The 13,972-nt window shown below is 73.2% G+C and carries 11 protein-coding genes; 7 read left to right on the top strand and 4 right to left on the bottom strand.

What is annotated here, in order from left to right; translation table 11 throughout:
- The first annotated feature begins 24 nt into the window (after window positions 1–24).
- The 5 genes from HUT18_RS13085 (at window position 25) to HUT18_RS13065 (ending at window position 6,470) form a co-directional block, all read left to right on the top strand.
- Window positions 25–2,103 (top strand): biotin carboxylase N-terminal domain-containing protein, encoded by a 2,079-nt coding sequence (locus HUT18_RS13085; RefSeq protein ID WP_176104479.1) that lies wholly within the window; start codon window positions 25–27, stop codon window positions 2,101–2,103.
- Between the two features lie 95 nt (window positions 2,104–2,198).
- On the top strand, window positions 2,199–3,365 hold the full coding sequence (locus HUT18_RS13080) for an acyl-CoA dehydrogenase family protein (RefSeq protein WP_176100646.1): 1,167 nt from the start codon (window positions 2,199–2,201) through the stop codon (window positions 3,363–3,365).
- Window positions 3,366–3,472: 107 nt separating this feature from the next.
- A complete protein-coding gene (locus HUT18_RS13075; RefSeq protein ID WP_176104478.1) occupies window positions 3,473–5,101 on the top strand; it encodes a 4-coumarate--CoA ligase family protein in 1,629 nt (542 codons plus the stop codon).
- 62 nt (window positions 5,102–5,163) lie between these two features.
- Window positions 5,164–5,895: an enoyl-CoA hydratase family protein gene (locus HUT18_RS13070; RefSeq protein WP_176100645.1), complete on the top strand. Its 732-nt coding sequence runs from the start codon at window positions 5,164–5,166 to the stop codon at window positions 5,893–5,895.
- The gene (locus HUT18_RS13065) at window positions 5,883–6,470 is read left to right on the top strand and encodes a TetR/AcrR family transcriptional regulator (RefSeq protein ID WP_176100643.1); all 588 of its coding nucleotides are present in this window, start codon (window positions 5,883–5,885) and stop codon (window positions 6,468–6,470) included. Before HUT18_RS13070 ends, HUT18_RS13065 begins: the two co-directional genes overlap by 13 nt.
- A 53-nt stretch (window positions 6,471–6,523) precedes the next feature.
- On the opposite strand, the gene HUT18_RS13060 is transcribed toward HUT18_RS13065, so the two are convergent.
- Window positions 6,524–7,624 carry a citrate synthase 2 gene (locus tag HUT18_RS13060; protein ID WP_176100641.1) on the bottom strand — a complete coding sequence of 367 codons (1,101 nt, stop codon included), beginning with the start codon at window positions 7,622–7,624 and terminating at the stop codon, window positions 6,524–6,526.
- Between the two features lie 295 nt (window positions 7,625–7,919).
- Here HUT18_RS13060 and pdxH point away from each other — a divergent pair, with 295 nt between their 5' ends.
- Entirely contained in the window at window positions 7,920–8,576 is a 657-nt protein-coding gene (gene pdxH / locus HUT18_RS13055; RefSeq protein ID WP_254878995.1) for a pyridoxamine 5'-phosphate oxidase, read from the top strand.
- 37 nt (window positions 8,577–8,613) lie between these two features.
- On the opposite strand, the gene HUT18_RS13050 is transcribed toward pdxH, so the two are convergent.
- Window positions 8,614–9,576: an alpha/beta fold hydrolase gene (locus tag HUT18_RS13050; protein WP_176100637.1), complete on the bottom strand. Its 963-nt coding sequence runs from the start codon at window positions 9,574–9,576 to the stop codon at window positions 8,614–8,616.
- A gap of 318 nt (window positions 9,577–9,894) precedes the next feature.
- Window positions 9,895–10,587, bottom strand: a complete 693-nt coding sequence (locus tag HUT18_RS13045) for a metal-dependent transcriptional regulator (RefSeq protein ID WP_176100635.1) — start codon at window positions 10,585–10,587, stop codon at window positions 9,895–9,897.
- A gap of 436 nt (window positions 10,588–11,023) precedes the next feature.
- Between HUT18_RS13045 and HUT18_RS13040 the strand changes: the two genes are divergently transcribed.
- Window positions 11,024–11,800, top strand: a complete 777-nt coding sequence (locus HUT18_RS13040) for an SIS domain-containing protein (RefSeq protein WP_254878994.1) — start codon at window positions 11,024–11,026, stop codon at window positions 11,798–11,800.
- Between the two features lie 101 nt (window positions 11,801–11,901).
- On the opposite strand, the gene HUT18_RS13035 is transcribed toward HUT18_RS13040, so the two are convergent.
- Window positions 11,902–13,356: a PAS domain-containing protein gene (locus tag HUT18_RS13035; protein ID WP_254878570.1), complete on the bottom strand. Its 1,455-nt coding sequence runs from the start codon at window positions 13,354–13,356 to the stop codon at window positions 11,902–11,904.
- Window positions 13,357–13,972: the final 616 nt, after the last annotated feature.

The raw sequence follows: 13,972 nt of genomic DNA, 5'->3' as shown, positions 1-13,972 counted from the left end.
GAGATCACGCAGACGACGCAGCCCATGCGGCCGACTGCCGCGCGTCCGGCGGAAGTTCGCGAGATCGGCTCCGTCCTGGTCGCCAACCGCGGCGAGATCGCCTGCCGTATCTTCCGCACCTGCCGCGAGCTCGGCATCGCCACCGTGGCCGTGCACTCGGACGCGGACGAGCGGGCCCTGCACACCCGGCAGGCCGAGTCGGCGGTACGGCTGCCCGGCAACACGCCCGCCGAGACCTATCTGCGCGGCGAGCTGCTGGTGAAGGCGGCCCAGGCCGCGGGCGCGGACGCGGTCCACCCGGGGTACGGATTCCTGTCCGAGAACGCCGAGTTCGCCCGCGCGGTGCAGGGCGCCGGACTGCTGTGGATCGGTCCGCCGCCCGAGGCGATCGAGTCGATGGCGTCCAAGACCCGCGCCAAGGAGCTCATGGCCGCCGCCGGGGTTCCGCTGCTCGCCCCGCTGGATCCGGCCGCCGTCACCGAGGCCGATCTGCCGGTACTGGTGAAGGCGGCTGCGGGCGGCGGCGGACGCGGTATGCGCGTCGTACGCCAACTAGCCGACCTGCCACAGGAGTTGGAGGCGGCGCGGGCGGAGGCCGCGAGCGCCTTCGGGGACGGTGAGGTGTTCGTCGAGCCGTACCTGGAGCGCGGGCGGCACGTCGAGGTGCAGGTGCTCGCCGATGCGCACGGCACCGTCTGGGCGCTCGGCACCCGCGACTGCTCGCTCCAGCGCCGCCACCAGAAGGTCATCGAGGAGGCCCCGGCGCCCGGCCTGAGCCGGGCGCTGCGCGAGGAGTTGCACGCGGCGGCCGTCGCGGCGGCCCGCGCCATCGGCTACACCGGCGCCGGGACCGTGGAGTTCCTGGTCCGCGGCGAGCAGGCGTACTTCCTGGAGATGAACACCCGCCTCCAGGTCGAACACCCCGTCACCGAGGCCGTGTTCGGCCTCGACCTGGTCGCCCTGCAACTGCGGATCGCCGAGGGCGGCGCGCTCGACACCGAGCCGCCCGCGCCGCGCGGCCACGCCGTGGAGGCCCGCCTGTACGCCGAGGACCCCGCACAGGGCTGGCTGCCGCAGACCGGCACCCTGCACCGCTTCGAACTCGGCACGACCCCCAACTCGGTACGTCTGGACGCCGGTTACGCCAGCGGCGACACCGTCGGTGTGCACTACGACGCCATGCTCGCCAAGGTCATCGCCTGGGCGCCGACCCGCGCCGAAGCGGTACGCACCCTCGCGGGCACCCTGCGACGCGCCGTACTGCACGGCCCGGTCACCAACCGCGACCTGCTCGTGCGCTCCCTGCGGCACCCCGAGTTCACCGGCACCCCGGACGCGGGCGCCCCCGGCGGCCTGCTCCTGACCGGACTCGACACCGGCTTCTACGAGCGCCACGCCACCGAACTCACCGATTCGGCAGGGGAGTTGGAGGAGCGTGCGGTGGCCGTCGCCGCGCTCGCCGCCGCCCTCGCCGACAGCGCCGAACGCACCGCGAGCGCTCCCGCCGCCAACGACGCGGGCCGCCCCGGCGGCGTCCAGCCCGGCACTCGCACCTTCGGCGGCTGGCGCAACCTGCCCTCACAGTCGCAGTCCCGGCGCTACGCCGGACCCGGCGGCGAGATCGAGGTCCGCTACCGGGCGCTGCGCGAGGGCCTGGAACCCGTGGACCTGCCCGGCGTACGGGTGAGCGAGGCGGCGCCCGGCTCGGTGGTGCTCGAAGTCGACGGCGTGCGGCGGCGGTTCACCGTCGGCCGGTACGGGAGCCGGGTCCACGTCGACACCGCGGAGGGCGCGTACACCCTGACCGCGCTGCCCCGCTTCCCCGACCCGAGCGAGCAGCGCGCGCCCGGCTCCCTGCTCGCCCCGATGCCCGGCACCGTCATCCGCCTCGCCGAGGGGCTCGCGGTGGGCGACCGGGTCGAAGCCGGGGACCCGCTGGTCTGGCTGGAGGCGATGAAGATGGAGCACCGCATCGCCGCTCCCGCCTCCGGAACGCTCACCGCCCTGCCCGCCGCCGTCGGCCACCAGGTCGAGGTCGGCGCCGTACTGGCGGTGGTCAGCAGCGACGCCACCGCGCAGGACGACACCGCGCAGGACGCGTGACCGACAGCACCGGGCACGACGACAGCACCGCGCACGACGACACCGCACGTGACTGACACCACCGCGCACGACAACAAGACCGTGGAGGACACCCCGTGACCGCTCCCGTCCTGGAGACCGAGGAACAGCAGGCCCTGCGCGAGGCCGTGGCCGCCTTCAGCAAGAAGTACGGCCGCGACTACATGATGAAGACCGTCGAGGCGGGCGAGTACCCCCACGAGCTGCACCGCGAGGCCGCCAAGCTCGGCTATGTGGGGGTCAGCCTGCCCGAGGAGTACGGCGGCGGTGGCGCCGGGATATACGAGTCGGCCCTGGTCCTTGAGGAGTTGGGGGCCGGCGGCTCGCCGCTCCTGATGATGATCGTCTCGCCCGCGATCACCGGCACCGTCATCGCCCGCTTCGGCACCGAGGCGCAAAAGCGCGAGTGGCTGCCGGGCCTGGCCGACGGCAGCCGCATCATGGCCTTCGGCATCACCGAGCCGGACGCGGGCTCCAACTCGCACCGCATCACCACCACCGCCCGCCGCGACGACAACGGCGACTGGCTGCTCACCGGCCGCAAGGTCTTCGTCTCCGGGGTGGACATCGCGGACGCCACCCTGATCGTCGGCCGCACCGAGGACGCCCGCACCGGCAAGCTCAAGCCCTGTCTGTTCATCGTGCCGCGCGACGCCGAGGGCTTCACCCGCAACCCCATCGACATGGAACTGCACGCCGCCGAGCGGCAGTTCGAGCTGGTCCTGGACGACGTACGGCTGCCCGCCGAGGCCCTGGTCGGCGACGAGGACGCCGGTCTGCTCCAGCTCTTCGCGGGTCTGAACCCCGAGCGGATCATGACCGCCGCGTTCGCGCTCGGCATGGGCCGCTTCGCCCTGGACAAGGCGCTGTCCTACGCCCGCGAGCGCACCGTCTGGAAGCAGCCCATCGGCGCCCACCAGGCCATCGCGCACCCGCTCGCGGTCGCCCATATCGAGCTGGAACTGGCCCAGTTGATGATGCAGAAGGCCGCCCGGCTCTACGACGCGGGTGACGACATGGGTGCGGGCGAGGCCGCCAACATGGCCAAGTACGCCGCCGCCGAGGCCTGTGTGAAGGCCGTCGACCAGGCCGTGCACACCCTCGGGGGCAACGGCCTGACCCGCGAGTTCGGCCTCGCCTCGCTGATCACCGGCGCCCGGGTCGCCCGGATCGCCCCGGTCAGCCGCGAGATGATCCTCAACTTTGTCTCCCACCAGAGCCTGGGTCTCCCCAAGTCGTACTGATCCGGCTCTACTTGGGGAAAGGCGGGCGGGATCCAGGGCCTGTTCCGCGGGACTTCGGAACAGGCCCCGGGGCCACCGGGTGACGACTTGGGAGCGGAGTCAGCATGGTGTACGTCAGCGAGTACGAGAACGTCCCGGCGATCGAACTGCCCATCCACGAGGCGGTGCTGGGGCAGGCGGCCGCCCGCGGCGAGGCGCCCGCACTGATCGACGGAGTCGACGGCACCGTCGTCAGCTACGCCCAACTCGACGCCTTCCACCGCCGGGTGGCGGCCGGACTCGCCGCGGCGGGCCTGACCAAGGGCGACGTCCTGGCCCTGCACAGCCCCAACACCCTCGCCTTCCCGATGGCCTTCTACGGCGCCACCCGGGCGGGCGCCTCGGTGACCACGGTGCACCCGCTGGCCACCGCCGAGGAGTTCGCCAAACAGCTCCGCGACAGCGGCGCGAGCTGGATCGTGACCGTCTCGCCGCTGCTCGCCACCGCCCGCGCGGCGGCCGAACTCGCGGGCGGCATACGGGAGATCATGGTCTGCGACCGGGCCGAGGGGCACCAGTCGCTGCTCGGCATGCTCGCCGTGCCCGAGGAGACGGCGGCCGAGCCCCGGGTCACCGTCGACCCGGTGCACGACATCGCCGTACTGCCGTACTCCTCGGGTACCACCGGCGCCCCCAAGGGCGTCATGCTCACCCACCGCTCGATCGCCACCAACCTGGCCCAGCTGTACCCCCTGATGCCCGTCACAGCGGAGGACCGCATCCTCGCGGTGCTCCCCTTCTTCCACATCTACGGCCTCACCGCGCTGCTCAACTCGCCCCTGCGGCACGGCGCCAGTGTCGTCGTCCTGCCCCGCTTCGACCTGGAGACCTTCCTGAAGGCCATCCAGGACCAGCGCATCACCGGCCTGTACATCGCCCCGCCGATCGCGCTCGCCCTCGCCAAGCACCCGAGCGTGGACGACTACGACCTCTCCTCGGTCCGGTACGCCATCAGCGCCGCCGCCCCGCTGGACGCCGAACTGGCCCGCGCCTGCGGCGCCCGCCTCGGCATCGGCCCGATCGCCCAGGCCTACGGCATGACCGAGCTCTCGCCCGGCACCCATGTCGTCCCGCTCGGCGCCAGGGATGTCCCGCCGGGCACCGTCGGCAAACTCGTGGCGGGCACCGAGATGCGCGTCGTCGACGAGGACGGCCGCGACCTCGGCCCCGGCGAACGCGGCGAACTCCTGTTCCGCGGACCGCAGGTGATGAAGGGCTACCTCGGCCGCCCCGAGGACACCGGCGCGATGATCGACCCCGAGGGCTGGCTGCACACCGGCGACATCGGCCAAGTCGACTCCGACGGCTGGCTGTTCGTCGTCGACCGGGTCAAGGAACTGATCAAGTACAAGGGTTACCAGGTCGCTCCCGCCGAACTGGAGGCCCTGCTGCTCACCCACGACGCGGTGGCCGACGCCGCCGTGATCGGCGTACAGGAGCCGGACGGCACCGAGATCCCGCTGGCCTGCGTGGTGCGCGCGCCAGGCGCGGACGACCTGGACGCCGAGCAGGTCATGGCCTACGTCGCCGCGCGCGTGGCCCCGTACAAGAAGGTCCGCCGGGTGGAGTTCGTCGCCTCGGTGCCGCGCGCCGTCAGCGGGAAGATCCTGCGGCGTGAACTGCGGGAGGTGTACGGGAAGTTGGCCGTGCCCGGCGAGCAGTCTGTACCCGGCGAGCAGCCCGTACCCAGCGAGTAGGCCACACCCGGCGAGCAGACCGTGCCCGCGGGGCGGGCCGCACACACGGAAGGGAAGACCACATGACAGTCGGCCGCAGCAGGCAGCACGGATTCGTCACGCTCAGCCTGGACGCCCCAGAGCGCCGCAACGCCCTGTCCGCGGCCCTGGTCGAGGACCTGTCCGCGGAGCTGAGGGCCTGCGGTGAGGACGAGAGCGTACGCGCCGTGATCCTCACCCACTCCGGCACCACCTTCTGCGCCGGAGCCGACCTGCGCGACCCGCCGGACCCGAAGGCCTTCGTGGCGCTGCTGCGGCAGATCGTGGAACTGCCCAAGCCGGTGGTGGCCCGGATCGACGGCCACGTACGGGCCGGGGGCCTCGGACTGCTCGGCGCCTGCGACCTGAGCGCGGCCTCCGATGCGGCCACCTTCGCCTTCACCGAGGTCCGTATCGGCGTGGCCCCGGCGGTGATCTCGCTGCCGCTGCTTCCTCGCCTGGACCCGCGTACGGTGGCCCGCTACTACCTGACCGGGGAGAAGTTCGGCCCGGCCGAGGCCGCCGCGATGGGCCTGGTGACCACGGCCGGGGCCGACGTCGACGAGGCGCTCGCGCCGATGCTCGACGGGCTGCGCAGGTCCGCACCCGAGGGCCTGGCCGAGACGAAGAAACTCCTGACGGTTAGGGTGCTGGACACCTTCGACGCACAGGCGGCGGACCTGGTCGCGCTGTCGGCGCGGCTGTTCACCACCGACACGGCACGTGAAGGGATGACCGCTTTCCTCGAACGACGGGATGCCGCATGGGTCTGGTGACGCCGCCCAAGCAGGACCGCAGCCGGGCCACCCGGCAGCGGCTGCTCGAAGCCGCCGTGTCCTGTCTGGCCGAACGCGGCTGGACGGGCTCGACGGTCTCCGTCGTCGCCGAACGCGCGGGGGTCTCCCGCGGCGCCGCCCAGCACCACTTCCCGACCCGCGAGGACCTGTTCACCGCGGCCGTCGAGTACGTCGCCGAGGAACGCTCCACCGCCCTGCGCGCCCTGTTCCCCGAGGGCGGCGCCGACCGCGGGGCCGTCGTCGCCGCCCTGGTCGACCTGTACACCGGGCCGCTGTTCGTGGCTGCCCTGCACCTGTGGGTCGCCGCCGCCAACGAGGAGCAGCTCGGCGCACGCGTCGCCGAGCTGGAGGCCAGGGTCGGCCGCGAGACGCACCGGATCGCCGTCGAACTGCTCGGCGTGGACGAGTCCCGCCCCGGCGCCCGCGAGAGCGTCCAGGGTCTCCTCGACATGGCCCGGGGCCTGGGCCTGGCCAACCTCCTCACCGACGACACCGCCCGCCGGGAGCGGGTCGTCGCCGAGTGGGGGCGGATCCTGGACGGGGCGCTGGGCTGACGCGGGCCGAGCCGACGGGGGCGCCGGACTGCGGCGCCCCCGAGCGGCGGGGCTCAGCCCTTGATGTCCTCGAAGCCCGACACGGACTGCGGCGGGCGCGAGCCGGGCCCCACGTAGCGGGCGGAGGGGCGGACCAGACGGCCGGTGCGCTTCTGCTCCAGGATGTGCGCCGACCAGCCCGCGGTACGGGCACAGGTGAACATCGAGGTGAACATGTGCGCCGGGACCTCCGCGAAGTCCAGGACGATGGCCGCCCAGAACTCGACGTTGGTGGCCAGCACCCGGTCCGGGCGCCGGGCGTGCAGCTCGGCGAGCGCCGCCTTCTCCAGCGCCTCGGCGACCTCGAAACGGGGCGCGCCCAGCTCGCGGGCGGTACGCCGGAGCACCCGGGCGCGCGGGTCCTCGGCCCGGTAGACGCGGTGCCCGAAGCCCATCAGACGCTCGCCCTTGTCCAGGGCACTCTTCACGTACGCGGTGGCGTCGCCGGTGCGCTCGATCTCCTCGATCATGTGCAGCACCCGGGACGGGGCGCCGCCGTGCAGCGGGCCGGACATGGCGCCGACCGCGCCGGAGAGGGCCGCGGCCACGTCGGCGCCGGTGGAGGCGATGACCCGGGCGGTGAACGTGGAGGCGTTCATGCCGTGCTCGGCGGCCGAGGTCCAGTAGGCGTCGACGGCGGCGACATGGCGCGGGTCGGGCTCGCCGCGCCAGCGGATCATGAACCGCTCCACCACCGACTGCGCCTTGTCGATCTCGCGCTGCGGCACCATCGGGCGCCCCTGCCCGCGCGCCGACTGGGCCACGTACGACAAGGCCATCACGGCAGCGCGGGCCAGGTCGTCGCGGGCCCGGGCCTCGTCGATGTCGAGCAGCGGCCGCAGGCCCCAGACCGGCGCGAGCATGGCCAGCGCCGACTGCACGTCGACACGGATGTCGCCGGAGTGCACCGGGATCGGGAACGGCTCGGCGGGCGGCAGGCCCGGGTTGAAGGCGCCGTCGACCAGCAGCCCCCACACATTGCCGAAGGAGACGTTGCCGACGAGGTCCTCGATGTCGACGCCCCGGTATCGAAGGGCGCCGCCTTCCTTGTCGGGTTCGGCGATCTCCGTCTCGAACGCGACGACTCCTTCGAGTCCGGGTACGAAGTCGGACATCAGGCGGCTCCTCAGGGTGCGACGGTGGTCGGCGGCTCTGCTCCTGGTGCTGCGCGCCGCGGTGGCGACGGCAGCATGTGTGCCCCTCTGTGCCATCGCCATGGCGATTGTGCGGCACTCAGTGCCACTCTGCCACTGCCGGGTGCCACCCGTCGACGGGTACGCGGCAGCTTTTGTCCCGTTCCGGCGGCGGAGGCGAACCTCCGTCCGTATGCGGCAGGATGACCGCGTGAGAGACCCAGCGCACCCTGACAGTGTCGAACGCCTCCCGGAAGCCGCCTTCGACCCCGCGGCCATGCGCGAGCAGTACCGCGCCGAGGGCATCGACGCCGAGGCGCTCGCCGCCGACCCGATGACCCAGTTCGGCCGGTGGTTCCGCGAGGCCGCCGAATCCGCGATGCTCGGCGGCCTCTACGAGCCCAACGCGATGGTCCTGTCCACCGCCGACGAGCAGGGCCGCCCGAGCGCCCGCACCGTCCTGATGAAGCAGTACGACGCCAGCGGCTTCGTCTTCTTCACCAACTACCGCTCCCGCAAGGCCCGCGAGCTGAGCGCCAACCCGCACGCCGCGCTGCTCTTCCCCTGGCACGCGATGGCCCGCCAGGTCCACGTCACCGGCACCGTCGGCCGGATCGCCCCCGAGGAGACGGCGGCCTACTTCCACGCCCGCCCGCACGGCTCCCAGCTCGGCGCCTGGGCCAGCGCCCAGTCCGAGGTGATCGCCTCCCGGGACGAACTCGACCGCGCCTGGGCCGAGTTGAACGCCCGCTATCCGGTCGGCAGCGAGGTCCCGGTACCGCCGGACTGGGGCGGCTACCGACTCGCCCCGTCCACCGTGGAGTTCTGGCAGGGGCGCGGCAACAGGCTGCACGACAGGCTGCGTTACGTACGTATCGGCGAGGGCCCGGCGGCGGGGGCGGCGGCGTGGCGGGTGGAGCGGCTCAGTCCCTGAACGCTCGATCTCTGAATGGCTCGGTCTCTGAACGGGCTCAGTCCCTGAACGGCTCGATCCGCGAGGGGAGTTGGGACTGCGGCGGTACTACGGGGGTGGCCCGGGCCGTCGTCTGGGCGGGGTCGTCCTTGGGGCGGAGCGCCCCTTCGAGGAAGGGTTCCACCACGGCCCGCCAGTCCTCGGGCCGGTCGTGGTGGACGAGGTGTCCGGCCTCGGGGACCTCGGCGTAGGCGCCGTGCGGCAGTACCCTCACCATCTCCTGCGCCTCGGCGCGGCCGAGTTCGCCGTCCAGGCCGCGAACCACCAGCGTCGGGCAGCGCACCGCGGCGAGGTCGTCCCAGTGGGCGTCGTAGACCCACCGTTCGCGCGAGCTGAGCATCTGCCGGGGCTCGAAGACCGGGCGCCAGCCGTCCCCGGTCTGCCGCATCACCCTCGCGTAGAACGCGCCGCGGCTCGGGTCGGGCCGCTCCAGGCGCGGATCGTCCGCGCCGAACCAGCGGCGCACCGCGTCGAGCGAGGCGAACGGCAGCGGCCAGCTCCCGAACCAGTCCTCCCAGGCCCGCTGGCTGGCCGCCCCGAGCGCGGAGGCGCGCATGTCGCAGATGACCAGGGCCCGCACCAGATCGGGCCGCCGGGCCGCGAGCTGCCAGGCGGTCAGCGCGCCCATCGAGTGGCCGATCAGTACGGCGGGCCCGAGCCCCAGTTGTTCAACGGCCGCCTCGGCGTCGGCGACGTAGGCCTCCCGGGTCCAGGGCCCGGTGGCGGGTTTCTCGCTGCGGCCGTGACCGCGCTGGTCGAGGGCGACCGTACGGAACCGGGGCGCCAGCCAGTCGGCCGTGGACTCCCAGTGCGCGGCGCAGCCCATCAGGCCGTGCAGCAATAACACTCCCGGCAGGGGACCGGCCGCCTCGGCCGTCCCGGCGGGCTCGCGGGTGCCGGTGAACTCCCGCGCGGCGAGCCGGACACCGCCGCTGCCGGTCACCTCCATGTGCCGTGCCATCGGCCGGGCACCCCCTCACCGTCCGCCACTCTGCTCCGGTGTGCTGACCCCACGTACTCCACGTACACCACGTTATCGAACCCCCATTCGAAAACATGTGCTGAGCCGTCAGGACCCCTCGGACGAGTGACACCGCTCCAGGATTGCTCCCCGGCCTCGCGGGGAGATTCGGACCGGGAGGCGGGCCGCTCGGGGAAAGACGGTCCGACGGGACCGACCCTGGGAGCTCGGGGCTCCGGGTCGGAACAGGGGAGGAAGGCCCCGGCGTCGTAAGGCGCCGGGGCCGCTTTGCGTGTGCCGCCCGTGTCGCGGCGGGCCTCAGCGCTTGGCGACGAAGACGTGCGAGGCGATGTCCGTGTCCAGCTCCGCGGCCTCGCCGCCGCTGCCGACGAGCACCCCGCCCGGCGACTGCGTGACACTGACCACCGCGCCCGGCTGCAGACCGGCCCGCCGCAGCGTGTACATCAGCTGCGCGTCGGTCTGGATCGGCTCGCCGATCCGGCGCACCACGACCGTCTTGCCGTCCTCGCCGGTGTCCAGCTCCGAGAGCGCGACCAGCGACTCGTCGAGGAAGGGATCGGCGCCGTCCTTCTCGCCGAGCTCCTCCAGACCGGGGATCGGGTTGCCGTACGGGGACTCGGTCGGGTGCCGCAACAGTTCGAGCACCCGGCGCTCCACGGCCTCGCTCATCACGTGCTCCCAGCGGCAGGCCTCGGCGTGCACCTGCTCCCACTCCAGGCCGATCACGTCGACGAGCAGGCACTCGGCGAGCCGGTGCTTGCGCATCACCCGGGTCGCGAGCCGACGGCCCTCCTCGGTGAGCTGCAGGTGCCGGTCGCTGGCCACGGACACCAGACCGTCGCGCTCCATCCGCGCCACCGTCTGGCTGACGGTTGGGCCGCTCTGGTCGAGGCGCTCGGCGATACGGGCGCGCATGGGGACCACACCTTCCTCCTCGAGCTCGAGGATGGTGCGCAGATACATCTCCGTGGTGTCGATCAGTGCGGACATACGTGCCCCTCGAATTCGCCGTTCGGTGCGGTGGCTCGCCGTCGTGCTGCAGCCGCCCTGCGTCAATTCTGACGCATCCGCGGGATTCCCGACCCCAAGTCCCCTGTGTTGACACAGCAGCTGCCCAGCGCCGACGGTGAGCGACGGCACAGTGTGATGCCTGTGACACCGCAGGGTGTCCGGTACGTGAAGAACGACGGTACGGCGGGCGCGGTTCCGCCGGTGCGACGGGCCGGGCGGGAAGCCGGGCGGGAGCTTGGTGGAGCCGGGTGGCGACCGGCCCGGTGACCGGGCGGTCACCGGGCACGGGGCCGACTAAAGACGGATGGAAGGCGGTACGCGGGTGAGCGGGGCGCAGGGGGAGCAGGGTGCGGCGGGGGAGCGGGGCGCGCACGGCCCGGACGGCTCGCGGGAGGCGTGGGAAGGGGCGGCGGAAGTGCGGGCGGGGGCGGGGCGTGCGCCGTCGCCCGGGACCGGTCTCGCGCGGGAGTATCTCGACGCCACCCTCGCGCTGCTGGCCCGGGTGCGCGAGGAGCAGTCCGAGGTCGCCGCCGCGGCGGCCGGTCTGCTCGCCGACACGGTCATCGGCGGCGGGCGGCTGTTCGCCTTCGGCGCCGGGCACTCCGCGCTCCTCGCCCAGGACCTCGTCTACCGCGCGGGCGGGCTCGCGCTGGTGAACCTGCTCCAGGTCCCGGGCGCCGCAGGGGTCGAGGCGCCCGCCACCCTCGGCTCGGCACTGGAACGCGTGGCGGGCCTGGCCACCGCCGTACTCGACAACTCCCCTGCCGCGGAAGGGGACTTGCTCCTGCTGATCTCCCTGTCGGGCCGCAATGTGCTGCCGGTGGAGATGGCGATCCGGGCGCGCGAGAAGGGCCTGCGCACCATCGGTGTCACCTCGCTCGCCTATGTCGCGGCCACCGAGCCCTGCCACCCCTCGGGCACCCGCCTCGCCGACCACTGCGACCTGGTCCTGGACACCCATGTCCCGGTGGGCGACGCCCAGTTGACGGCCGAAGGCATCGACGCGCCGTTCGCGCCGGTCTCCACACCGGTCACCAGCGCACTGCTGCAGGCCGTCCTCGCCGCCACCGCCGGGGAACTCGCCCGCCGGGGCGCGGACGTGCCCCTGCTCAGGTCCGGCAACGTCGACGGCGGTACGGAGTGGAACCGGCGGGTGTTCGAGGAGTACGGGGACCGGATCTTCTATCGGTGAGCCGCTTCCTCCATCGGTGAGCCGCATCTTCTGTCGGCGAGCCGCGTCTTCCACCGGTGACTGCACCTGACCCGTCGGTGAGCCTCAGCGACCGGTGAGGGTCACGCCCCGCCCTCGGCGAGGTCCAGCGAGGTCGCGACGCGGGCCGCCACGCTCTCCGCGTACAGGGCGTCGTCGCGGCCGAAGGCGGGGCGGTTCGCGCCGCGCAGGAAGGTGACCGCGCCGAGGGTCCTGGCCCTGCTGCGCAGCACCACGCACAGCGCGTGCACCGCGTCCTCGGGCCACTGCCGGGCCCCGGCCCAGCCCCGGGTGTCGTCCTCGCGGCCGGTGGCGTCCGCCCGTACCGACCCCGCCCGCTGTACGCACTGCAGGGCCGGGTGGCCCTCCGGGTAGCTCACCGGGATGCCGGACCGCCCGGTCGCCAGGCCCGGTCCGTGGGTGCCCGCCGGGGTGGACGCCGCCCGGACCAGACGTACCGGATCCTCGCCCGAGGCCACGTCGAGCAGGGCGTGGTCGGCGAACCCGGCGAGGGCGAAGTCGAGTTGGACCACGGCGGCCTCCCGCGGGTCCTCGCACTCGGCCGCCGCGAGCGCCGCGCGGTGCAACTGGTGGGTACGGAACCGGAGTCGGGCCGCCTCCTGCTCGGCGAGCCGGGACTCGGTGATGTCCTGGAACAGCCAGCCCACGCCCAGCGGCACGGGTTCCTCGGACAGCGGCGAGGAAAGCCGCACGAATCCGCTGCGCCAGCAGCGGCGGCGCTCGCCCTCGGGGGTGCGCACGGTCACCCACATCTCGGTCGGCGCGGGCGGGGCGCCTTCGGCGAGGACGTGGACCAGCGCGCTCTCCAGTTCGTCGACGCCCTGGGTGAGCAGATCGCCGAGCGGGCGGCCGAGCAGCCCGGCGCGGCCGCAGCCGAAGGCGCGGGCGGCGCAGGTGTTGACCACAGCGGGCCGCAGATCGGCGTCGACCAGGACCACACCCCAGGAGGCCTCCTCGAACAGTGCCTCGCTGAGGGCTATGGACCGCTCCAGATCGATCTGCGCGTGCACCTCGCTGAAGGCCCAGTACACCCCGGCCTCGTCGCCCGAGGGTCCGCGTACGGCGGCGGCCTGGGTACGTACCAGCACCCGGCAGCCGCCCTTGGTGAGCAGCGCGAACTCGTGGACCTGGCGGCCGTCCGCGCGCATGGTGGCGAGGAGTTGCTCCCGGACGTCGGCCTCGTCCGCCTCGCGCACCGCCCAACCGCCGAGGCCCTGGCGCCCCACGGCCTCCTCGGCGCTCCACCCGAGGAGCCGCTCGGCCTCCCGGTTCCAGTGGGTGACCGTGCCGTTCTCGTCGAACGCGCACAGGGCGGCGTCCATGCCGTCGAGGAGGGAGGTGAGCAGCGCGCTGTCGGGACCGGGTTCGGGGTCGGCGCCCGCGGCCGGGCCCCCGGACACCGGTCCGGATCCCGAGCCGGTTCCCGCCCCGGACTCCGTACCGCCGGGTGGCAGGCCGGGCTCCGCGCCGGACTCGCCCAGTTCGCCGGTGGATCCACTGCGCCGGGAAGCAGTCACCTGGCACCCCCTGCCGTGTGCTCCTGCGCCGTCAACTGTGGTCGCAACGCGGTCGGACCCGATCGATCGCGGCCTGCCGCCGTCAACCGCGAGTGCCGCTTGCCAACCCTGCCCCATTGAACTCGAACGTGACGCATCGCACATCGGGTTCCCGGAAATCGTTGTGCGGACGAAATTCCGTTGAACCGCTCGCGGCGGCTTCCTACGGTGGAGGTACACGAGAAGGGAGGTGGTTCGGCAGATGTATGAGATCCGGACGCGTGAGGTGGCTGCGGGCTAGGCCCGTCACCATCAGCGATTCGGTGCCGGACCGTGTGCGCCCCGCGTACACACCCGGCCCATTCCAAGCAGTCACCCGACCCGCGGGCCGCCGGTAACGTCCGGCCGGCTCCCTTCCCGGTCCGCCGACCGGGAGGGGACCATGGCCCGCGGGTCGTCTGCGTTTGCGGCGGGGGTGTGTTTGCGGCGGGGGTGCGAGTGCGCCGGGGGCGCGTGTGCGCCGTTTCGCGGCGGGGCGTACGCGCGGGGTCCGGCGGGGCGCACGGATGCACCTCCGGGGCGCGTGTGAACCAAGGGCCTCCGGGGCGGGTAGCCCGCAATCGGACGGCGTCATTCC

Origin of the sequence: Streptomyces sp. NA04227, assembly GCF_013364195.1 — a bacterium.
Taxonomy (GTDB): Bacteria; Actinomycetota; Actinomycetes; order Streptomycetales; family Streptomycetaceae; genus Streptomyces.
Note: the sequence above shows the minus strand (reverse complement) of the source record. Positions and strands in the feature narration are given on the sequence as shown.

Bases quoted from the DNA above. Each gene is read 5' to 3' on its own strand.
- HUT18_RS13050 (WP_176100637.1), bottom strand. From the start codon at position 9,576: ATGGCACGGCACATGGAGGTGACCGGCAGCGGCGGTGTCCGGCTCGCC.
- pdxH (WP_254878995.1), top strand. From the start codon at position 7,920: ATGCGCGAGCAGTACCGCGCCGAGGGCATCGACGCCGAGGCGCTCGCC.
- HUT18_RS13060 (WP_176100641.1), bottom strand. From the start codon at position 7,624: ATGTCCGACTTCGTACCCGGACTCGAAGGAGTCGTCGCGTTCGAGACG.
- HUT18_RS13070 (WP_176100645.1), top strand. From the start codon at position 5,164: ATGACAGTCGGCCGCAGCAGGCAGCACGGATTCGTCACGCTCAGCCTG.
- HUT18_RS13085 (WP_176104479.1), top strand. From the start codon at position 25: ATGCGGCCGACTGCCGCGCGTCCGGCGGAAGTTCGCGAGATCGGCTCC.
- HUT18_RS13045 (WP_176100635.1), bottom strand. From the start codon at position 10,587: ATGTCCGCACTGATCGACACCACGGAGATGTATCTGCGCACCATCCTC.
- HUT18_RS13065 (WP_176100643.1), top strand. From the start codon at position 5,883: ATGGGTCTGGTGACGCCGCCCAAGCAGGACCGCAGCCGGGCCACCCGG.